The organism is Spongorhabdus nitratireducens (assembly GCA_947387575.1).
In the GTDB taxonomy this organism is placed as follows: domain Bacteria; phylum Pseudomonadota; class Gammaproteobacteria; order Pseudomonadales; family Endozoicomonadaceae; genus CANDOC01.
Genome location: CANDOC010000008.1, coordinates 275,333 through 296,142 on the forward strand (window position 1 = coordinate 275,333; position 20,810 = coordinate 296,142).

The window sequence follows — 20,810 nt, forward strand, 5'->3', positions numbered from 1 at the left end:
GTCTATACTTCACTGTGGAAGCATCCGGTTTAAAAACCGAAAAAGACGCAAGGAAGTCACACTGTAATGGCTGGCTTAGATAAAAATCAGACAGCGAAGTCTCTACAATATAAAAAGCTAAAGCAGAGAAGACTGGTACAAGTACTTCTATTATCTGCATGCTGTAGCAGCATAATTACTGCATATTTTAGTATTCAGCTTGGATTACTCATTCTACTGTTTGCTTATGCTCTTTATGAGTTATTGGATGCCGATCATCTTTTCTACCTGCCATCCAGCGATTATCAATATCAGTTTCAGGCAGACTATTGCCAATCAACGCCAACAGATCAAGTCTCTATAGATCCGCCCTTCAAATGCTCAACCTGGCTTCTTGCCCTACCCCTGGAAACAACCATCAGCGGTTACTGGTTTGATCCCTATATAGTTATTTCTTTTAGAAATAAACAGAAGCGGCAATATCTTGAGCGCAGAACCAACGGGTTACGTTACCTGAATCTTTCCTGCTTTGCCGAAGCACTGAACAGTGGCGACAGTATTTCGCTGGACTTCAAGCATTGTAAAGCATCTAAGTTCGACGCCAAGTTACTGGGGTTCAAGCATCCCGATTACTCTAAAAAGAGGATGCTGATTATTTCCCCGCATGCTGACGATGCAGAAATTGCAGCCTTCGGGTTGTACAGCCAGTCGAGCGATGTACATATCGTGACGCTGACTGCAGGTGAGATACAAATGGAGCATTTCCAGCACGTATACGAGAATCCAGATCAGGCTTCTCGCCTCAAAGGTCGTCTGAGGGCGCTGGACAGCATTGCCGTTCCTCTGTGGGGCAAAGTACCACAGGAAAACTGCATCAATCTTGGCTACTTTTGCAAACGCCTGAAAGACATGCACTCAGCGCCAGATAAGCCCTTTTCTTCTCTGACAGCCTCTCTGACGGATACCCGACTGTTCAGGGAATACAATTCCCGTCAATTAAGCTCAGATGAGAACGGACAGCCAACATGGAGCAATTTGGTGCAGGATCTGACAGAGCTGATTGATGCCATTAAGCCTGAAGTGATTATTACGCCCTTAACCGAGCTAGATAAACATCCCGATCATATTTATGGCTCCTATGCACTTTATGAAGCACTTTCAAAAGCAGCCGTACAACCGGAAAAAATCCTTCACTACGCCAACCATTATCACACCACAGATATGTTTCCTTTTGGACCCGAGCATGCCATTGGCGGCGTTCCTCCCTGTATGGAATTAAAACCTTCAATTTATAGTGTTGTCTCCTGGCCAATGACAATTGAGCAACAGAAAGACAAGGTTTATGCACTGGAAATGATGCATGACCTGAAGCGCCCGCAGAAGCTGAAAAAAATGATTCGAGTCCAACTTCAACGTTTGATTGGTCGTCGACCAAACCGTTATGGCGCTGAAGGGTATTTTCGGAAAGCCATAAAAAGCAATGAGCTCTTTCTGATCTCCTCAGCTCATCAGGAGCAGAAGTTTACTGACGGCACACCCGGTGCATCATAAACGAATTGATGCAAACTCATCCTGCCGCCGGAACTCGCCAGGTGACAGGCCCGTCCAGCGCTTGAAGGCTCGGGAAAAAGCTTCAGTAGAAGAGAAACCAGTGAGCCAGGCAATTTCAGAAATAGCATGCCCGGACTCTTTCAACAGAGCTACAGCAAGGCTATGGCGTGTTTTATCATGAACCTGAGTAAAACTGGTTCCCTCTTCCTGCAGTTTTCGCTTCAGCGTCCAGGAGGGTACACGTAGTTCCCTTGCTGCGCCTTCAAGACCGGCAGACTCTTTCGTCAGCATACCCGACAACACTCGCATGGTTCGGGATTCCCAGCTGTCATCCTGCCCAACTTGCAGTAAGGCTTTGTCACATAGCTCCAAGTAGAGCTGATGCTCAGCCGGTGCAGCCAAAAGACATTTCTGATCCAGTCCGCTGTTACTAATCAACAGTCGGTTATGCGGTCGCCCAAAGTAAACCGGGCAATGAAAAAATTTACTGTACATTTCAGCATAGGGCGGTGCCGGAAATTCAAATTCTACTTGTGCAACAACACGTTCGTTTCCGGTTAGCAGTACACTCAGGTGATACCAGTGACTAAGGACATAATCCACGATGAAATGGTTGTATTCATTGTAAGGTTTGATTGAGTAGAGTTGCAGACTCCCTTGCAAATCCAGCTGACGAAATACGCTTTGTCCTCGAATGCAGCTGGAGTAAAGCCTCTCAAAGTACACAAGATCTTTCAAAGCCGCCCTCAGGGTGGGTGCGGTAATAACAAGAGAGCCAACAAAACCAAGCCCCTGCAGCCCACTCCTTGAGCCAGCCACAAGTCCAATCTCAGGGCAGTTGCCATACTCAATCAGTGCCTGCCCAAGCTTCATGTAACGGGTGATAGATACCCACTGTTCTGGTTGGCTGAAGTCAATTTCAGACAGTGCATTGCGCTGCAATAATCGAGTTAGTTTGTCATCCGGAATCTCACTCGCCTCAATCAGTGGCAGCAAAAAGCCCTGTGCAATTTTCCCCAGCCCCATGATATACAGCTCCGGCAGTGTATCCTGCCAGCAGACCTGGTCAGGAAGTAATTTATTCTAAGAGCCTGTTCATGATCTTTCGTGGATAGTGAAAATGTTGAGAAAAACCTCAGGTGCTTCGATTTTTCGAGGCGCATAGTGGTGCTATGTAACGAGGAAAAGCGGAGCACCTGAGGTTTTTATCGGCATTTGCAGCCCACGATAAGATTGTGAACAGGCTCTAAGGCTGACTGTTATAGAAACAGGATTTTGGTGCAACACTATTTTTATTTTTAAAGCGAGTTATTTAGCATCAAAACGCTTCAATTATCTGACGAATCCGGGGCATTAAATGCACTTTACGCGACGTCAGGCCGGGCAATCTCACCCACTCTCCGGGTGCACTCTTATCAAAAGCAGCCTGTATCACTTTATTATCTTCAGCATCCACCCCCAAAATATTTGCACACTGTCGCTTCACATCAGTGACAGAGAAAAAGATAAAATCAACTTGCTGGTTGGCTTTTATATTTGCCAGCGCTTTCAAAAACTGATCTTTCCGGGCTAACAGTGCCGGGGCATCCAGTGTTTCAGCAACACCAAAACCGACTTTTTTACCCTTAACCACATAACGCTTGTAGTCAGTCATCAAGATATCCGCCGCCGGAAGCTTGTCCAGATCCGATTTGGCAACCAGCATACTGTGCCCAAACTCTTCAAGATCTTTAACATCTGCAATTTTGGCGAGTTTGGCGGCGATATTACGATCATATTCGGTTGTAGTGGTTTTGGAGAAAGTCAGCGTATCTGACAGAATTCCGCCCAGCAGTGCACAACATGTTTCCCGAACCGGAATAATACCCTGCTTGAAAAAATGATCAGCCACGATGGTAGAACTGGCTCCCCACGGGCGAATATCGATACTGATCGGCCCATGCGTATTGATAGTCTCACTGGCGGTTTCATGGTGATCAATAATCGCCACTACCTGATCCTGACGGATACCATCAGGTAACTGGGCAATCTGGTTAAAATCGATCAGACCAGCCTGTTTGAAAGTGACATCCTTCAGGAAGGGAGGAGGCTCTACCCGACATGTCTTCAGGACAAACAGCGTCTCCGCGCTGAGTTTTCCTGCAATAGCTGCTTGCCCGCCATAAAGTTCAGCCGCACCAATAGCAGCGACGACAGCATCAGTATCCGGAACCTGATGCCCGCACCAGACCATATGCTCATATTGCTCCGGTATGGCCTTAAACAGATCCAGCCCCCAGACGGGCAGGGCAAAGCCCAGTATGGCAAGAAATCGTCCCATGCTTATCCCTTACTCCCGATAACAAGAGGACAACGGGCTGTTCTATTTAAAATTCAGCATCCGGCACAGCCCGGAGAGATTAATGTTCCAATTCTGGCAGAAAATCCCGAGAAACAGCTTTTTTTATATCGATGCACTTTGGGTACCCGCTCTGACTGATCATGACTTTGTTCCAAGCGGTCATTGTTGCCCGTTCAAGCCAACGGTAAGTTTTAGCCATACCAGCTTGACGAGATAACGGAAGAATAAAAATGTCTCAGGTAACTTATCCACACCTTCTTGCTCCCCTTGATCTGGGGTTCACCACATTAAAAAACCGGGTTCTGATGGGCTCTATGCACACAGGTCTGGAGGAACGTCCCGGTGGCTTTGAACGCCTCGCAGCTTTCTATGCCGAACGCGCTCGCGGCGGAGTAGGCCTGATCGTCACAGGCGGTATTGGCCCTAACGCTGAAGGCGCGGTTGCGATGGGAGCCGCCAAGATGACGACACAGAAGGAAGCAGAGGCTCACAAGATCGTTACCGAGGCTGTACACCGGGAAGGTGGCAAAATATGTATGCAGATTCTGCATGCCGGTCGCTATGCCTATAATCCGAAAAGTGTTGGTCCTTCCGCAGTAAAAGCCCCTATCAATCCTTTCAAACCTCACGAACTGAGTGCTGATGAAATCGAGCAGCAGATCGAAGACTACGTAAACTGTGCCAGCCTTGCTCAAAGTGCCGGTTATGATGGCGTCGAGATCATGGGCTCTGAAGGCTACCTGATTAACCAGTTCATCGCAGAACGAGTTAACCAGCGCACAGATCAGTGGGGTGGCAGCTACGAAAACCGGATTCGGTTGCCGCTTGAAATAATTCGCCGCACCCGGGAAAAAGTCGGCACTGATTTCATTATTATCTTCCGTCTGTCCATGCTGGATCTGGTTGAAGGCGGCAGTAGCTGGGATGAAATCGTGCAACTGGCCAAAGCTGTAGAGGCAGCCGGAACCACCATTATCAATACCGGTATCGGCTGGCATGAAGCCCGTATCCCGACCATTGCTACTATGGTACCCCGTGCAGCCTTCACCGGCGTTACCGCCAAGCTGAAAGGTGAAGTATCTATTCCGCTGGTCACCACCAACCGTATCAATACGCCGGAAATCGCTGAAGAAGTACTGAGCCAGAACGAAGCCGATATGGTATCCATGGCCCGGCCGTTTCTGGCAGATCCCGAGTTTGTTGCCAAGGCAGAGGCGGGTAAAGCAGATGAAATCAATACCTGCATAGGCTGTAACCAGGCGTGCCTTGATCATACCTTCGAAATGAAACTCTCCAGCTGCCTGGTCAATCCGCGAGCCTGTAATGAAACGGAACTGAACTATATCCCGCTGAAAACCGAAGAGCCCGTAAAGAAAATTGCAGTCGTGGGAGCAGGCCCGGCCGGACTGGCTTTCTCAACTGTTGCTGCTGAACGCGGTCACCAGGTCACATTGTTTGATGCAGCTAACAAAATCGGTGGTCAGTTTAATATCGCCAAGCAGATACCCGGGAAAGAAGAATTTTATGAAACCCTGCGCTACTTCGGTAAGCAGGTCGAAAAGAGTGGCGTAAACCTGCAACTGGAACAGAAAGTTCGTGCCAGTGATTTGCTACCCGAAAATTATGATGAGGTTGTTCTCGCCACAGGGATCATGCCCCGCACACCTGAAATCGAGGGTATAGATCACGAGAAGGTACTGTCTTACCTTGAGGTGCTGCAACAACAAAAACCTGTCGGTAAGAAAGTAGCCATTATCGGCGCCGGTGGTATCGGTTTCGATGTCGCAGAGTTCATCACCCATGAAGGTCAGTCTACCAGTCTGGATAAACAGGCGTTCCTGCAGGAGTGGGGTGTCAATCTGGACGTACGTGGTGGTGTTGAAGGTGTAAAAGCTGAACCTGCTGCATCCCCACGAGACGTTTTCCTCTGTCAGCGCAAGAAGTCCAAAGTTGGTAAAAATCTCGGCAAAACCACCGGCTGGATTCATCGGGCAACCTTGAAAAACAAGGGCGTTCAGATGCTGAATGATATTGAGTATCTGAAAGTAGACGATCACGGTCTGCATATACGTCAGGGAGAAGAAATCAAAGTGCTTGAGGTCGACAATGTCATCCTCTGTGCCGGACAGGACCCACAGCGGGAACTGGAGCAGGAACTGTTAGAGTCGGGCATCAAGGTGCATCTAATTGGCGGAGCTGATGAAGCCAAAGAGCTGGATGCCAAGCGAGCTATCGATCAGGGAAGCCGTCTGGCCGCTATTATCTAATTATCTACAACCCTCCCCTTTATGAATCGGCTCCTGCTATCTTGTTTAATCATAATGGCCAGGACTGCAGGAGCCGCCCCTACTCCAGCCTTCTGTTATCTGTCACCTCTACCCTTCGGGAGCAAAGCCATGACAGGCATTAACTGGCTTGAAATGTTTGGCTATGCCGCCTCTATCATCACCGGTATCAGCCTTACTATGAGTTCGATTATCAGGCTGCGCTGGATGAATCTGACAGGCGCTTTCTGCTTTGGTACCTATGGGGTGATGATTGGTGCGCCTCCTGTAGCCGTACTCAACTACTTTATCTGCTGCGCCAATATTTTTTATCTGTGGAAAATTTATACCGAAAAAACACATTTTCGCATGCTGGCTGCTTCGGTAAATGATGTTTATATTCGAGAGTTTCTGAAATTACACCAGGAAGAAATCAGAACATTTTTCCCAACTTTTCGCATTTTGCGTGACTCTTCCTATACCGCCATGATGATTCACAGAAACCTGTCCCTGGCCGGGGTTTTTATCGGTCGCAAGATCGACAGCAGAACAATGGAAGTCACTCTGGATTATGTTTTACCAGAGTACCGTGATCTCAAGCCCGGAGAATTTATTTTCAGGGATAATATCGACTTCTTCCGCGATCAGGGTATCAAACGACTGGTATCGGATGCCGGCAATGACATACATGCCCAGTATTTGCAAAGGGTTGGCTTCAAATTACGTGGTGGCCAGCACGAGTTGCTGCTGCACTAATATTCTTTTTCACATGATTTTTACACAAGAACAACCCTGCCTTTACTCGCCAGTAATACATAACAGTGATTCTTTGACTACCTTTTAGTTTCCAATACTAACAGGGTATATCCGCATGTCTGCTTATCTGCTGATAGAGTCCCGCGACCCTTTTGAAAATAACTGTTCACGGTTTCATCAGCTGGCAATAGATCTTGTAAAGGAAGGCAATGATGTCACGCTTTTTCTGGTTCAGAACGGCGTATTTCCAGCCAGAGATTCCAGCAGTTTCGAGCAACTGGAACTGGTTTCAGATGCCGGCGTAAAAATTATGGCCGATGACTTTTCCCTGCGGGAGCGAGGCATTGCACCTGACCATATGAATACCTGTGTTCAGGCTGCTCCCCTCGACTTCGTAATTGACCGTATGGCTGAAGGCCACAAAGTCATGTGGCACTGATTTAAAGGAGTGAAGCTATGAGTGAGCAAAGAAAAACCCTGAACTTTGCCCTGATGGATGCCCCTTTTGAAAATGCGCGAACTACAACCGCCTTCAGGCTGCTTGATATTGCAGCCAACCGGGGTTATCACCTGAAAGTTTTTGCCTATGAAGGTGCTGTCGGCTTGTCATTTATCCATCAGCAGGCACACCCTAATGCTGTTCATGGCCGTGATGCCGCTGAAGAAAATCACCCGCTTCCCCGCAAATGGGTCTGTGCCCTGAAGACAACAGTAGAGCAGAAAGGTGGAAGTCTGGAATGGGTAAATTGTGGCTTATGTGTCGATGAGCGTGGCATGAACGAATCCATTGAAGGCACTCGGCGAGGGACGCCAGCCGACTTCTGGGAGTTTGCTCAGACAGCGGACAATACACTGGTTATTCCCACTTGTTGATCGTGGGGAAACAGCTAAGGAAGTCACTAAGGAAAAAGCCAGGAAACCACCAGAAAAAGCCAGGAAGATATGATGAAAGTACTGAATATTATTGAAACGGCTTATCGTGCCACACTGGAAGAACAAGACGATACTATTCTCTGGTTATCTCAGGCCATGGCCAATGCCGGCGCTAATATTGATGTATTGCTACAGGGCAATGCTGTCAGCTACGGCGTCCGAAGTCAGGATGCTTCAGGTCTGAATATCGGCCACTTCAAACAAACCCAGCCTCCGGAAATTGCAGCAGATCTGCAACGGATGATGGATAAAGATATAAATGTTTATATTGTGCAGGAAGACTTGACTGACCGCGGCATTGAGCCCACAGAGCTGATGGATGGTTTACACCTTGTCCACCGGGAGCAGCTCGCCGGAACTCTGGATAAATATCAACAGGTCTGGCACTGGTAAATTCCTGCTAAAACGGTCTGCGATATCTCCCGACTGCTGGCAATTAGTCCCGACTGATCGCCAGCAGTGGGCTTTCATCTACCTCACTAATATGAGCCTCCCGCCCGCCCAACATATTCAGAGGCACGGCCTTGTCTATCATCGCAGGCGGAGGCAGATCCAGACTATTCATCAGGTTCACATATTCAGCTTCACTGGCAACCTGTAATCTGGGATTGTGTCGTTTTTCCTCACCCAGCGTACTGACACTGCGGCCATGATAATCATGCCCGGGGTATACCAGCGTTTCGTCCGGCAATTGAAGAATAATATCGAACAGGCTGTGATACTGGGTTGCGGCATCTCCGCCCTGAAAGTCAGTGCGCCCGGTTCCTCTAATCAACAGAGTATCCCCGGTAAACAGGCAGGTTTGGCCTTCATGTGCCAGCATGTAAACACACGACTCGGCTGTGTGCCCGGGGGTATGGAGGCAGGTTAACCCCAAACGACCACAGTAATAGACTTCCCCATGCTTCAGTATTCTTGTTATTCCTTCAGCATGGGAGTTTCCTCCCATAACAACATCACAGTCGGTCAGGTCATAGAGACGACCACTTCCGGTAATATGATCAGCATGAACATGGGTATCGAGAACCCCATGAAGTTCCAAGCCTTGCTGCTCACAAAGTTCCAGATAGGAATCTACATGGGCAAGCACAGGGTCAATAATCACAGCCCAGTTATGAACAGATTCCGTAATAAAATAGCTATAGGTGCTCGACTGAGGATCAAATAACTGTCTAACCGTTGGCAACACAGTATGCCGTTTTAATTTGGATTCCAGTAATGACATCAACTCAAGCCTGATTCAGCCTAAATTCAAGAGCCTAGCCGCTTTCTAATGAATATGCCTGATTTTATTTATTCTAAAAACGAATATTAAAACCCCAAAATTACGAAAACAAACCAAATCACACAATGTCTTATTACAAGAACTTATTGAAATCAAAATAAACAAGATCGTATGCCGGAGGGTTAGCAGATGTACCAATGGAGTTTAATCAGGAATTCAAAAAAATCAGTTTCAATAATTTTTGGCCTGCTTATTTCTTCTCATGCCTTCTCGATGCTTTTATGCCAGCAGTGTCTGACACAACATAACATAAAAACAGAGCAATTATTGGTAGAAGATAAAGACTATCAAGCATCTCCAAGTTGCGAGTTTTGCTCCAAAAAAGTGAGTCCCAGAAAAAGAGCCAAGCCTCAATCAACAAGTAGCTCCGTAATAGCGGGAAAAATAGGGCGACATGTCGGTATTAAATTTTATTGTCCTCAATGTAATGAAGGAAGGCACTGCGAATACCATAAGTTTCTAAAATCAATACCAAAAAAGTTTAAAGCATCTGAGCCTCCTGTGGCTTCAAGTCAGCCTGTTCACTTCGACTCTCCTGCGGTAGAGGAAATGACAGTACAGGAAATAACAGTACAGGATATTACCCAGAACAATCACGCAGATGCTCTGATTGCAATACAACTTGAAGTTCAAGAAATGACTGATACTGTACCAAAAATAAGGTCAGCTATTCGTGCGCTTGCTCAAGGTCATTTCTCAGTGCAGCTTAGAGGAATGCCCAATACATGGAGCAGTTACCCAAGTGAGTATGTTTTTAGCTGCTCAGTAAATGAGCCTGTGAACAGTTCCTCAGCATTACCATTCTATACAAGTCAACGAGTCCAAAGTGGTGTTGATTATGCTCATCTGCTAATTGATGCACTTAGACGTATAAGAGAAATTCTTAATGCGATCAGGCATATTGAGGATGCCAATGGCGAACTCATAAATATGAGGTCCTTATTAGGTGACGGTGATATCGAGCTTAAAATGGCTCTACTTGCCTCTACTGGTAATGACATATCAGGCATAACCGGAGGTGTCTATTCAGATCCGATACCACAGGATAAAATCAATAATACTTACGCAGCTGCTGAAGATATATACCGACAGTTACTGGATTTGTTCCAAAAATATTTAAGAGAAAAAACTGGAGTAATGAATTTTCTGGAATATACCGCCGAACAATACTCAGGTTCTTTACGAGGCCTGAGTATGGAGGAATATGATGAGGCATCAGCATTCCCGGAGATCATTCAATTCAGTGCCCTGCAAAGAACTGAGCTGGAATCTGATGAGATGCTAATGCTCATGACCAGAGTAATCGCCAGCCCTCAAGGGTTTGAGGCACTTTCCTGCCCCATGCTTGAATTTGTTTCAATGCAGCTAAAATCAGAGGGTGGACGTGAACGCACTCGAGTCAAGCATGGCGAGCAGTCACTGGATAATACAGGCATTACTGAAGTTGGTTGCAATTTCAGTTATTTTAAAAACCAGTGGGATGTTTATAGGCTGTCTGAGTCAAATAAGACGGTAATCCTTAAAACTCTGGACTCTGCTGCAAGTAAATTCTGTACTCCATCGAATTTCTCAGCAACTACAGCTGGCGGAGCAAACAGGAAGCCTATAATGCTTCTGGAATTTGTTGTCATTCCCAGAGTTTATAGTATTCATATCTACACTTCTCCGGAAGGAGAAACGTTTGTTATGGATCCATTTATAAGAACTGTGATCTTTAAAGATCGGGAAGATGCCCTTGAATATGTGCTGGCGATTCATGCTATTTTGGGACTGGATCGTTGTATAGGAAACAGTACATTCACACTGCAGTGTGACGGTGATGCACTCATACCGCAAAACTATTACTAGAGATCTAAGACTTACTATCGGTAATAGAAAACTGTTCTAGAAATCATACCGCAACTTCAGGCTCACATTATCCGCCTTGAAGCCTGAACTGCGGTCATGTGTATAATCCAGCTCCACCCGGAGCTGGTCATTCACCATATAGTCCACGCCGATACCACCCTGGTAACGCCAGCGTTTACGGCGAGGACCATTCAGCTTATAGCCGTCACCACCAATCAGATAACGACCTTCAACGCCGTTCTTGCGCCCATCAAAGCCATACCATCCCATCAGGCTGACCGATGGTATTAACACACCATCTCCCAACGACATGCTGCCTTTCATATCAACACCGGCTCCAAGCTCAAGCACAGAGTATCGGTCGGCCTTGATTTCCTGTTCCAGACCAGTACTGCCCTTTTCCCTGTATTTATCAAACGACACAGTTTGCCAGTTCAGTGCCGTCAACGGTCTCCAGACCCAGTTCTCTCCCAGGGTAAAATTAAAACCGGTTTTCAGATTCACTCCCCATTGGTGGCTATCATAATTACCCGTCACTTTTGATCCACCAAGCCATTTTCTGGTTTCATTTTGACCAAAACCATAATTCAACATGGCACTGGTAAAGCCATAATCTGTTTTCATTGCACCATAGAGTGTACCGAGATAACTGGTTGTGTCTGTCTTTCGTCCGGACTGTTTACTGTCAATCCCTGACGTTGCATGGGTCAGAGCTCCGCCAAGGATATAGTCTTTGCCGGAGCCGGTATCAGCACCGATAGTCACACCCCTGATCTCAGTCTTATAGCCATAAAAGCCATCATGGCTATCACGTCCGGCCTGACTCCCTATGACCCGTGCCCAGAAGCCTCCTTTGGCGGTTGATTTCTTATCTTCTGAATCTTCATTACTGCTTTGCTGAACATCCCAGTCAGAAAAATAAACAGATTTGGGCTGATGGAAGCTGTATATATCGGATTCTTCATCGAGATGCAGCGCGACACTGTCTATTGCCAGCCTGCCAAGGTGTAGAGTGCTTTCAGGCACTGCCACACTGTCATCCGGAGCAATTGCATCGGCAACTGATTTCACAGCCTGGCTGTCAACATTCAATATATTGAATGCCTGGTTTGAGCGATTGTCGGTAGAAGCCATGACGGCTTCATAAGCTTTGATAAATGCTGTTGTATGGTTGTCAGATGTACCTGCAGCGACAATATCTCTGGATATATCGGATGAGGCTTTAGGCTGTAAAACAACCCTCAACTCATTACCCTGAAGATCTTTGGTAGCATCCAGCAACACCGTAGATGAACGAACGGAGATGTTTTCTCCCCCGACGATATTTGCGGCACGGGCAACGACTACAGTTTTGTTGCCCGCAGCCTGAATTTCCTGATGAGCCGACTTATCAGCGGCTTTTGTCTCAACTGTTGAGCCTGCACTGGCTGTAAGTGTCTGGGTAACATTAATCAGAGGATTAGCAGGGGGATTGTGATCTCCGCTATAGAGCACCGTTGTTTTTTGTGGCAGAGAAAAGCCCCCGGCTCCCGTTACCTGAAGCTGATTGACAGCTGTGCTGACCTCCAGAATATCTACAATCAAGGATTCTCCGGTAAAAGTCCCGCCATGGAATGTTGCGCTATCCCCGAAACCTGCCCGGCCAAGAATTGAACCGGTAGTGACTGCAGCATCTCCGGTCTGAACAAAGTCCAGCTTTGATTCACCGGTAGCATTTTGAAAATCAACAGCCACCGGATTGGCTGCAGTACTGATCAGCTGCCCGCTCTGATTAAGAATCTGACCAATGACTTCCCCTGCAATTTGAATCGCTGGCCCGGCATGCATCACTCGAATGCCATCTTCTATCAGAAGAGCCGGTCCAATCTGACTCGCGATCCGGCCTGATACCAGCACTCCGCCGGCAGTCACATCATGACGGATATCCAATCCAGGAATGGATGCCTGCACCTGAATACCGGCATCCAGTGCCTGAGAGGTACCGACTCTGGTAATGCTGTCACTGAGGACCTGAAGTCCGATGGCCTCGGCACGCAAGGCAAACAGAGCGCCCAGAATGGTCATTGTCAGTGGTGCGACTGCCTGATACCGGCCTTTCATCGGTTCCTCCGTGAACCTGATGACTGCAGTTCAAGCTACAGACTGCAGCAAGCAAACGATAAATCCTTCCTGATAGATGGTTATCGGCTAACTTCACACCCAGTGAAATGATCATGTGCGTGACCGGATTTTATTCTGAAAATCGGTATATGAGGTCGCAGTATGCGGGGCTTTCAGCTTACTTTCTTTACTCGCCAGGATCAGTACCATGCCGACCAGCCGTTACCAGACTGGCTGGTCAAAAAGGCCCGCAGCATGGGCTTCAGGGGAGCAACAGCCATTGTTGCCGATCAGGGGTTTGGGAAAAACCGCCACATTTATAGCCACCACATTCTGGAGCGACCAAAACAGCCGGTAGAAGTAGAGATGATCGTATCTGAGGACGAGGCCCGGTCATTTTTTGCACTGTTACGCCGGGAACAGTTAAACCTGTTCTATTTCAAGGTACCAGTAGAATATGGAATGAGCAGAGATTTTGAATAGATACAACGAAATCTGTCGATTGACAGCACAAGAAGAAAAAAGGAGATATATAAGGAAGAAAAAGAAATGGTCGGGGTAGAGAGATTCGAACTCCCGACATCCTGCTCCCAAAGCAGGCGCGCTACCAGACTGCGCTATACCCCGATGCCGCGTACATTACAGATCCCTTCGGCTGAATGCAAGTAAAAATAAATTTTAAGCTATTGAATTTCATATATTTTTATAAACTAAAACCTCGAACAACAATAAACATTTCAAACATACCTTTTTCAGCCTGTTCGAGTTCCCACTCCAACGTCTCGCGTCCCGCATAGATTAAGGCCTGAGACTACAGATAAAAACACGGCATCACCTTACAAGTTGATATACCGCAATACCTGTTCGACAAGGTCGACGTAGGATTGCGCTTAAAAGAAAACAGTTTGTACCAATATCGATCAACCGCCAAAAAGGCAAAATTCTACAAATCAATTTCATTAACAGGCTTTTTTAAATTTTTTTCCAATTGGCGCAGCAATTTTAACTAAACAGGCACTTTATCCGATACGTTCGGGGGGATTTATGAGCCAAAGCCAGCCTCTTCTTTCACGCCTTATGGGCGGTAATCTGATTCTAAAAATCGCTATCGGTATTGTCGCCGGTGGTCTTCTGGCGACTCTGGCGCCGGAAACAGCAACCGATATGGGTATTCTGGGCAGCCTGTTTGTTGGCGCCCTGAAAGCAGTGGCTCCAACGCTGGTATTCGTGATCGTAATGGCATCCATTGCCAACCAGAAGAAAGGCCAGCACACCAATATGCGTCCAATCGTTGCGCTGTACCTGATTGGTACTTTTGCAGCATCTCTGACTGCTGTCATTATGTCCTTTGCTTTCCCGGTCACCCTGACACTGGTCACCAACAGTGCCAGTGCCACACCACCAGGTGGTATCGCTGAAGTACTGAACACTCTGCTGTTCAAGATCGTCCAGAGCCCTGTAGAAGCACTGCTGACCGGTAACTTCATCGGTATTCTGGCCTGGGCTATTGGTCTGGGTATTACTTTCCGCCATGCGTCAGATAACACCAAGAAAGTACTGCAGGATCTGTCCGACGGTGTATCTGCGATTGTACGCTTTGTAATTCAGCTGGCTCCGATCGGTATCTTTGGTCTGGTATCCAAGACCATTGCCGAAACCGGTTTCTCTGCACTGATCGGTTACTCTCAGCTGCTGGGTGTACTGCTGGGCTCCATGCTGATTATTGCTCTGGTTGTTAACCCGATCATCACCTGGTTCAAGATTCGTCAGAACCCTTACCCGCTGGTACTGCGCTGCCTGCGTGAAAGTGGTATCACTGCCTTCTTTACCCGCAGCTCTGCCGCCAACATCCCGGTTAACATGCAGCTGTGCAAAAACCTGGATCTGCACGAAGATACCTACTCCGTATCCATCCCGCTGGGTGCCACAATCAACATGGGCGGCGCTGCGATCACCATCACTGTAATGGCGCTGGCTGCTGCTCATACCCTGGGTATTCAGGTTGATTTCGCCACTGCGGTACTGTTGAGTGTTGTATCTGCTGTTTCTGCCTGTGGTGCCTCCGGTGTCGCCGGTGGTTCCCTGCTGCTGATCCCGCTGGCTTGCAGCCTGTTTGGTATCTCCAACGATGTTGCCATGCAGGTCGTTGCTGTTGGCTTTATCATCGGTGTAATTCAGGACTCTGCTGAAACCGGTCTAAACAGCTCTACTGATGTTGTCTTCACTGCTGCTGCCTGCATTGCAGCTGAACGTGAAGGTGAAGTGCTCGGAGCCAAGCCTCAACAGGCTTAACTCCAGCACCGATAAAAAAGCGCATGAGAGCAATACTCCATGCGCTTTTTTACTTTAAGCACCGTAGCCCTTCTCCATCTCATTCACCATTCCCTATTCACCATTCCCCTTCCCCGCTTTATAGTCATACAAAGCTGTTCCATATTATTGATAACAATCGACAGCACCGACTGCGTGGGAAAACACCATGTCTTATCTGATCCGGCAAGGATGTCAGCTTGTTACTTTCTTTCTATCGTATTGGGTAGTAATGGTGGCAGTGGCCAATGAGGCCACAGAAGCATCATCAGACGTTGTCGAAAATACTGGTACGGATCTGGAACTGGGCAACTCATTACTGGCAATGGGTGCTTCGCTGTTGATTGTAATTGCCCTGATCTTTGCCATGGCCTGGCTGGCCAAGCGCTTTAATCTTCATCAGCCAGGATCAGCCATCAAAGGCCCGATAAAAATATTGGCTATGAAGCCTCTTACCAATCAAGTGCGGGTTTGTATTATTGAGGCCGGCAATGTTCAGCTACTGATTAGCCTGTCAGGCCAGAATGCCACAACACTGCATGTGTTTGATGAGCCAGTTATTGATAGTAACGCACCTGTTTCCGAAACAGCCGCTAACAATATATTGGCCAATACCCTCAGAAAAAAGACATAAAAAAACGGACTCTTTTGAGTCCGTTTTTTTTCAGGCTACCGAAAAATCAGGCAGCAACTGTATTGTTCAGAGCATGTGAACGTGCAGGCTTGGGCTCACCCAGCGGCAGTACAGTACGACCATACTTTTCGTTCAGTACCAGAGCAATGGCTTCATAGATGGCACTGGCACCACAGATAATGCCTACGTAACCCGCCATAATGCCGACGGCATGGTTACCGGTGAAGTCCTTGTAAGCCAACATAAAGAACAGGGTTGTCAGGGAACCGAATACAAACTGGGCTGCACGAGTACCATTCAGGGTGCCAAAGAACAGGCACAGAGTAAAAATGCCCCACAGCAGCAGGTACCAACCAACAAACTCAGCCGGTGTTGCAGCTGTCACGCCGGTTTTTGGCAATACCCAGATCAGTACCAGGGACCACCAGAACAGGCCATAGGAAGTAAACGCCAGCGTGCCGAACGTATTGCCGCGACGGAACTCCATCATACCAACCAGCACCTGCGCCATACCGCCATAGCACAGACCCATGGCCAGAATCACAGCGCTGATTTCAAACAGACCAGCATTATGCAGGTTCAGCAGAATAGTGGTCATACCAAAACCACACAGGCCCAGCGGTGCCGGGTTGGCATATTTGTTTTGCATCATTTATCCGTACAGCTTTTTCAGAATAAAAAGAGCACAACCCTCCCACACCAAAACCAATGGTTTTCGTGGAAAGCAGTCATCTTGCTCAGAGTAAAAAATCAGAAGGCGGGAAATTTTAGGGAGAGAAGCGAAGACAAACAACGGCTGCTACGGCTATTGGCAAAACAACCGTAGCAGCACCTAGTTGAGTACGAAAAAGTTACATACTACGAACCAAGCTTATTTCTGTTCTGATCAACCACTGCAACCCACAGGCATATCAGCTTGCATTGAAGACAGCAGAGATCCGGTGCTGTGCATCAGACGATACTGACTGAAGATCAGGTTATTCTGACCATCCACATAAGCGTTAATGGCATTGTAGTACTCACGCTGGCTATCCAGCAGGTCCAGCAAAGTCCGGGTGCCAAGCTGGAACTGGCGCTCATACAAGTCGCGTGACTTCTTCGCATGTTTTACGTGACCTGCCAACGGCTCCAGACGGTCTGCACCGTAGCGAGCAGCAACCCATGCCAGACGTACTTCTTCTTCCACCTGGCGCTGAGCCCGGTTCTTGATTTCCAGAGCCTCGTTCATCAGGTTGCTGGTCTGACTGCGACGAGCCTTGTCGGCACCACCGTTAAACAGGTTGTAGTTCATCCGAACCATCGCAGTGTGATCATAGGTCGTGGTGCTACCGCCGTTCTGATCCTTACCCCAGGTCGCACCCAGCTCCAGATTGAACTCAGGCAGATAGTTGCTTTTGCTGGCCTCATAGCTTGCTTCTGCAGCAGATACATCGGCAGCAGCAACTTTCAATACTGGATGATGGTTAACTGCCAGCCCCAGCGCATCTTCCAGAGAAGCAGGCATACCTTCCGGAGCAACCGGTGTTTCTACACTCCCCGGCACTCTGCCGACAACACGATGATAGGCTGCCTGAGCATCACGCAAAGCGGCTTCAGCACTGATGGTATTAGCTTCAGCTAAAACCAGTCGTCCTTCAGCCTGGGCAATATCAGCATCAGAGCTCATACCGGATTCACCTTTCTTGCGAATCAGCTCAACAACTTCCTGATGTTGCATCTGGTTTGCTTTCGCAGTCTGTACCAGCGCCTGATTTCTCAGTACGTTGACGTATGCTTCGGTAACATTAAGTGCTGTGCGCTCTGCCGCAGTACATAGATCCATATCAGCTGACAGCTTACGTGCTTCCTGCCGCTCAACTTCACTCTTGGTAGCAAAACCGTCAAACAACATTTGTGTCGCCGTCAGGGATGCTTCACGACGGGTTTTATCTGCATATTTACGACCATCATTATTTGGTGCATTCGAAACCGTCGTGCTGTTGCGGCTTTGTTCGTAGCCAATGCCAGCACTCATATCCACCCGGGGCAGATAACCTGATCGAGCCTGAGTGATCTCATCAGCTCTTGCTCTGGCCTCACTCACCCGCAACAGAATGTCCGGGTTGGTTGCCAGTGCTTCGTTAACTGACTCCAGCAAAGTACTGGCCTGTAATTGTGTCGATGTGGCAACAGCGATGGCTACTGCCATCAGTTTTGCTGCATGCTGCTTCATTATTTACTCCCCGGGTCTAATTATAATGCTGGCGGGCCCCTTGCTTTTCGGGGCCTTCTTTTCCTGTTGAGATAACTCTTGTCAGATACCGTTCATCTGGATCACACCAGAATCTGCCCGTTACTAACCAGCTCCAGCAAAACATCATTCTGGTTATTCCAGTCCCCGGTGTCGTGCCCTTTAAGAACAATATCAAGCTCTTCTTTATCAGAGCCTTGAGTCTGGTCCTCAAAGTGCAATACAGTATCACCATTTTTGAATTCTACAGACAGTCCTGCAGCTTCCAGAGCATCAACTATCTCTTGATGCGAGAGATTACCAGAGACACTAACAAGGTCACTTAAATCCAGCTTGTCAGCTTCTGCTGCATTTTGTGAATGCCGGGTGAAGTCGGTAATAGTATCTGTTTGCACAGTCCCATCACTGACCAAATCATCCAGATCAAACACAAAAGTATCAGCGCCATCACCGCCGATAAGTTGATCGTTTCCACCTTTGCCCTCAAGTGTACCGGCATTTGGATCACCGACGAGAATGTTATCATCCCCGTCACCGGTGACAGTATGAGGTTCAGGTGCTTCGGTGAACTCAATTTTCTTGATCAGATAGTCATTATTCTGGTCATCCGGGCCACCCGGAGCCTTAAAGACAATACGATCGAAGGTTTCTCCATTAGCCAGCTTCAGGGTGATAATCGGGTCGACATCGTCTTCCCCTTGGTCCCCGTTATTATTCTTGTCAGAAGAGGTTTCTTTAACGAGCTGGTTTCCACGCCAAAGCTCAATAATGGCGCTTTCCCCGTTGCCATGCCAGAGGAAGTGCACTTCGGCTTCCTGAACCTGATTATCAAAATTAACAATCAGTTCTTCCGATATACCATGATGGTATCCGGTTTCAACAGTGTGCCCTCCGGGTCCACTTCCACCTTCATAACCACCACCTTTCGCGCCAAAGCCATCCGGGTGTTTGTAGTCATACTGAGCATTAGTCTTCTCAACATGAGCTGCACTTTCTGCACTCAAAACCCACTGACCATTCTGATTCTGTACAGTGGTTTTGGCTGTAAGCTGAAACCCTTTATCTGTATCTTTGAAGTTGTTAACGTCAATGACACCGGATTTTGTGCTTTCTTTGTAGGTAAATGTCAGAGGATCACTTGCCAAAGACACATTGCCCGCCGGATCTATAATCCTTACCTGAACAGTGTTTACACCATTCTGACCATTTCCTTGTTGAACAGGGTCGTAATCTTTAGACCATGTTGCACCACCATCCAGGCTGAACTCAACGACAGAGTTACTCTCGGCAATAACTTTCAAACCAGCATTGGAGGTCACAAAGTCATTTGGATTACCTGTATCCTCAACCAGCACGACCTGAGGCTTATACTGAGTAGTATCGTCTATACCTTCAACCAGAATCCTGAGCTCTGCAGTATCAGTGCCACCCTTGCCATCACTAACGGTATAAGTGAACCGGTCAAATGCGATATCACCATTTTGTAACTCATCGGCCGCATCCTGATCAGCCACATAGGTGTAACTGCCATCAGCGTTCAGGGTCAAGGTGCCGTACGTGCCAACCAGTTTGGTGCCAACAGTTCCACTGGTACCTGACTTTGTGCCTACCTCGATAACAGTCAGGGTGTCACCATCCGGATCACGGTCACTGTCAGGCGTACCATTTTTTATCACACCATTTTCTGCCGAAACATTCAGGGTTCCATCTTCATTGACTGCATTGGCATCAATATTTGCATCCGGTTTGTCATTGGTACCGGTTACAGTGATAACAATCTCCGCAGTGTCAGTCTTGCCCTGTCCATCACTTACGGTGTAGGTAAACTTTTCCTGTGCAGTTGCACCTTCAGGCAGAGCATCCGCTGCATCCTGATCAGCAACATAGGTGTAACTACCATCACTCTGGATGGTCAATGTGCCATAAGTGCCGACCAGCTGGGTTCCCACAGTTCCGGATTTACCTGTCGTACTTTCTCCTCCGGTTCTAATTCCGGTTACAGTGAGCGTATCTCCATCAATATCACTGTCTGCCTGCGTTCCCCCTTTGATAACACCTTGAGCTTCGTTAACAGTTAAAGTCTCATCTTCATCAACTGCTCCAGTATCGTTAGTTGCAACAGGTGCATCATTTACAGGAGTGACATCAACTCTAAGGGTGTAGCTGCTGTCACTGAAACTGTTACCATCACTGACTTTAAACTGGAGCGTGGCATAGTTATTGCCATTTTCGTCATCATCCGGAACAAACCGCAGTTTGCCACCACTAATCTCCGTCGCTGTGATTTCCTGATCCTGAGTCACACTGACCCACTGTCCGCTACTGTTCTGATATTCCAGCGTGCCATCTGTCGGCAAGCTGGTAATTTTAACTGCAGCCAGAGCACTGCCTTCTTCGTCGCTATAGTTACCGAAATCATCTAACCCCAACTCTTTCGGAGTATCTTCTGCGGTAATAACGATGTCATCAGTGGACTCTGGTCTATCGTTAACAGTGGTGACATTCGGGTCATCACTGTCTTGTCCGGTCAGATTGCCGGCACCGTCATCGGTAACGGTCAGGTTCACCGGTGGCAGATC

General features: G+C 47.7%; 17 protein-coding genes and 1 tRNA gene. 10 read left to right on the forward strand and 8 right to left on the reverse strand.

The window, feature by feature from the left end; translation table 11 throughout:
* The first annotated feature begins 66 nt into the window (after positions 1-66).
* Positions 67-1,530, forward strand: a complete 1,464-nt coding sequence (locus ACYZZ0_RS16050; protein ID WP_461537657.1) for a PIG-L deacetylase family protein — start codon at positions 67-69, stop codon at positions 1,528-1,530.
* Here the strand turns inward: ACYZZ0_RS16050 and ACYZZ0_RS16055 are convergent.
* Positions 1,525-2,556 carry an AraC family transcriptional regulator gene (locus ACYZZ0_RS16055; protein WP_461537658.1) on the reverse strand — a complete coding sequence of 344 codons (1,032 nt, stop codon included), beginning with the start codon at positions 2,554-2,556 and terminating at the stop codon, positions 1,525-1,527. The genes ACYZZ0_RS16050 and ACYZZ0_RS16055 overlap by 6 nt on opposite strands.
* A gap of 292 nt (positions 2,557-2,848) precedes the next feature.
* Complete coding sequence (locus tag ACYZZ0_RS16060) at positions 2,849-3,850, reverse strand: DHH family phosphoesterase (protein WP_461537659.1); 1,002 nt, start codon at positions 3,848-3,850, stop codon at positions 2,849-2,851.
* 251 nt (positions 3,851-4,101) lie between these two features.
* Between ACYZZ0_RS16060 and ACYZZ0_RS16065 the strand changes: the two genes are divergently transcribed.
* From ACYZZ0_RS16065 to ACYZZ0_RS16085, 5 genes are all read left to right on the forward strand, one after another.
* The gene (locus tag ACYZZ0_RS16065) at positions 4,102-6,138 is read left to right on the forward strand and encodes an oxidoreductase (RefSeq protein WP_461537660.1); all 2,037 of its coding nucleotides are present in this window, start codon (positions 4,102-4,104) and stop codon (positions 6,136-6,138) included.
* A 129-nt stretch (positions 6,139-6,267) separates the two neighbouring features.
* Complete coding sequence (locus ACYZZ0_RS16070; RefSeq protein WP_461537661.1) at positions 6,268-6,891, forward strand: hypothetical protein; 624 nt, start codon at positions 6,268-6,270, stop codon at positions 6,889-6,891.
* A 115-nt stretch (positions 6,892-7,006) separates the two neighbouring features.
* Entirely contained in the window at positions 7,007-7,330 is a 324-nt protein-coding gene (locus ACYZZ0_RS16075; protein ID WP_461537662.1) for a DsrE family protein, read from the forward strand.
* A gap of 17 nt (positions 7,331-7,347) precedes the next feature.
* Complete coding sequence (locus tag ACYZZ0_RS16080; RefSeq protein ID WP_461537663.1) at positions 7,348-7,764, forward strand: DsrE family protein; 417 nt, start codon at positions 7,348-7,350, stop codon at positions 7,762-7,764.
* 69 nt (positions 7,765-7,833) lie between these two features.
* Entirely contained in the window at positions 7,834-8,217 is a 384-nt protein-coding gene (locus ACYZZ0_RS16085; RefSeq protein ID WP_461537664.1) for a hypothetical protein, read from the forward strand.
* Positions 8,218-8,260: 43 nt separating this feature from the next.
* On the opposite strand, the gene ACYZZ0_RS16090 is transcribed toward ACYZZ0_RS16085, so the two are convergent.
* Positions 8,261-9,049, reverse strand: a complete 789-nt coding sequence (locus tag ACYZZ0_RS16090) for an MBL fold metallo-hydrolase (protein WP_461537665.1) — start codon at positions 9,047-9,049, stop codon at positions 8,261-8,263.
* A gap of 189 nt (positions 9,050-9,238) precedes the next feature.
* Here ACYZZ0_RS16090 and ACYZZ0_RS16095 point away from each other — a divergent pair, with 189 nt between their 5' ends.
* Complete coding sequence (locus ACYZZ0_RS16095; RefSeq protein WP_461537666.1) at positions 9,239-10,957, forward strand: hypothetical protein; 1,719 nt, start codon at positions 9,239-9,241, stop codon at positions 10,955-10,957.
* A gap of 36 nt (positions 10,958-10,993) precedes the next feature.
* On the opposite strand, the gene ACYZZ0_RS16100 is transcribed toward ACYZZ0_RS16095, so the two are convergent.
* Positions 10,994-13,057: an autotransporter family protein gene (locus ACYZZ0_RS16100; RefSeq protein WP_461537667.1), complete on the reverse strand. Its 2,064-nt coding sequence runs from the start codon at positions 13,055-13,057 to the stop codon at positions 10,994-10,996.
* 162 nt (positions 13,058-13,219) lie between these two features.
* Between ACYZZ0_RS16100 and ACYZZ0_RS16105 the strand changes: the two genes are divergently transcribed.
* Positions 13,220-13,540 (forward strand): DUF190 domain-containing protein, encoded by a 321-nt coding sequence (locus ACYZZ0_RS16105; protein ID WP_461537668.1) that lies wholly within the window; start codon positions 13,220-13,222, stop codon positions 13,538-13,540.
* Positions 13,541-13,607: 67 nt separating this feature from the next.
* Here ACYZZ0_RS16105 and ACYZZ0_RS16110 read toward each other — a convergent pair.
* Positions 13,608-13,684: transfer RNA gene (locus tag ACYZZ0_RS16110), tRNA-Pro, on the reverse strand.
* A 417-nt stretch (positions 13,685-14,101) separates the two neighbouring features.
* Here ACYZZ0_RS16110 and sstT point away from each other — a divergent pair.
* Both sstT and ACYZZ0_RS16120 read left to right on the forward strand, forming a co-directional pair.
* Positions 14,102-15,349: a serine/threonine transporter SstT gene (sstT, locus tag ACYZZ0_RS16115; RefSeq protein WP_461537669.1), complete on the forward strand. Its 1,248-nt coding sequence runs from the start codon at positions 14,102-14,104 to the stop codon at positions 15,347-15,349.
* A 187-nt stretch (positions 15,350-15,536) separates the two neighbouring features.
* Positions 15,537-16,001, forward strand: coding sequence for a FliO/MopB family protein (locus tag ACYZZ0_RS16120; protein ID WP_461537670.1), 465 nt, complete (start codon positions 15,537-15,539; stop codon positions 15,999-16,001).
* 46 nt (positions 16,002-16,047) lie between these two features.
* Here ACYZZ0_RS16120 and ACYZZ0_RS16125 read toward each other — a convergent pair whose 3' ends face one another.
* The 3 genes from ACYZZ0_RS16125 to ACYZZ0_RS16135 all read right to left on the reverse strand — a co-directional run.
* Entirely contained in the window at positions 16,048-16,653 is a 606-nt protein-coding gene (locus ACYZZ0_RS16125; RefSeq protein WP_461537671.1) for an acetate uptake transporter, read from the reverse strand.
* Between the two features lie 234 nt (positions 16,654-16,887).
* Positions 16,888-18,213, reverse strand: coding sequence for a TolC family outer membrane protein (locus ACYZZ0_RS16130; protein WP_461537672.1), 1,326 nt, complete (start codon positions 18,211-18,213; stop codon positions 16,888-16,890).
* Between the two features lie 101 nt (positions 18,214-18,314).
* On the reverse strand, positions 18,315-20,810 hold a 2,496-nt coding region (locus ACYZZ0_RS16135), incomplete at its 5' end, for an Ig-like domain-containing protein (RefSeq protein WP_461537673.1).

Bases quoted from the DNA above. Each gene is read 5' to 3' on its own strand.
- ACYZZ0_RS16095 (WP_461537666.1), top strand. From the start codon at position 9,239: ATGTACCAATGGAGTTTAATCAGGAATTCAAAAAAATCAGTTTCAATA.
- ACYZZ0_RS16100 (WP_461537667.1), bottom strand. From the start codon at position 13,057: ATGAAAGGCCGGTATCAGGCAGTCGCACCACTGACAATGACCATTCTG.
- ACYZZ0_RS16080 (WP_461537663.1), top strand. From the start codon at position 7,348: ATGAGTGAGCAAAGAAAAACCCTGAACTTTGCCCTGATGGATGCCCCT.
- ACYZZ0_RS16055 (WP_461537658.1), bottom strand. From the start codon at position 2,556: ATGGGGCTGGGGAAAATTGCACAGGGCTTTTTGCTGCCACTGATTGAG.
- ACYZZ0_RS16120 (WP_461537670.1), top strand. From the start codon at position 15,537: ATGTCTTATCTGATCCGGCAAGGATGTCAGCTTGTTACTTTCTTTCTA.
- ACYZZ0_RS16075 (WP_461537662.1), top strand. From the start codon at position 7,007: ATGTCTGCTTATCTGCTGATAGAGTCCCGCGACCCTTTTGAAAATAAC.
- sstT (WP_461537669.1), top strand. From the start codon at position 14,102: ATGAGCCAAAGCCAGCCTCTTCTTTCACGCCTTATGGGCGGTAATCTG.
- ACYZZ0_RS16060 (WP_461537659.1), bottom strand. From the start codon at position 3,850: ATGGGACGATTTCTTGCCATACTGGGCTTTGCCCTGCCCGTCTGGGGG.
- ACYZZ0_RS16070 (WP_461537661.1), top strand. From the start codon at position 6,268: ATGACAGGCATTAACTGGCTTGAAATGTTTGGCTATGCCGCCTCTATC.
- ACYZZ0_RS16065 (WP_461537660.1), top strand. From the start codon at position 4,102: ATGTCTCAGGTAACTTATCCACACCTTCTTGCTCCCCTTGATCTGGGG.
- ACYZZ0_RS16085 (WP_461537664.1), top strand. From the start codon at position 7,834: ATGATGAAAGTACTGAATATTATTGAAACGGCTTATCGTGCCACACTG.
- ACYZZ0_RS16130 (WP_461537672.1), bottom strand. From the start codon at position 18,213: ATGAAGCAGCATGCAGCAAAACTGATGGCAGTAGCCATCGCTGTTGCC.
- ACYZZ0_RS16105 (WP_461537668.1), top strand. From the start codon at position 13,220: ATGCGGGGCTTTCAGCTTACTTTCTTTACTCGCCAGGATCAGTACCAT.
- ACYZZ0_RS16050 (WP_461537657.1), top strand. From the start codon at position 67: ATGGCTGGCTTAGATAAAAATCAGACAGCGAAGTCTCTACAATATAAA.
- ACYZZ0_RS16125 (WP_461537671.1), bottom strand. From the start codon at position 16,653: ATGATGCAAAACAAATATGCCAACCCGGCACCGCTGGGCCTGTGTGGT.
- ACYZZ0_RS16090 (WP_461537665.1), bottom strand. From the start codon at position 9,049: ATGTCATTACTGGAATCCAAATTAAAACGGCATACTGTGTTGCCAACG.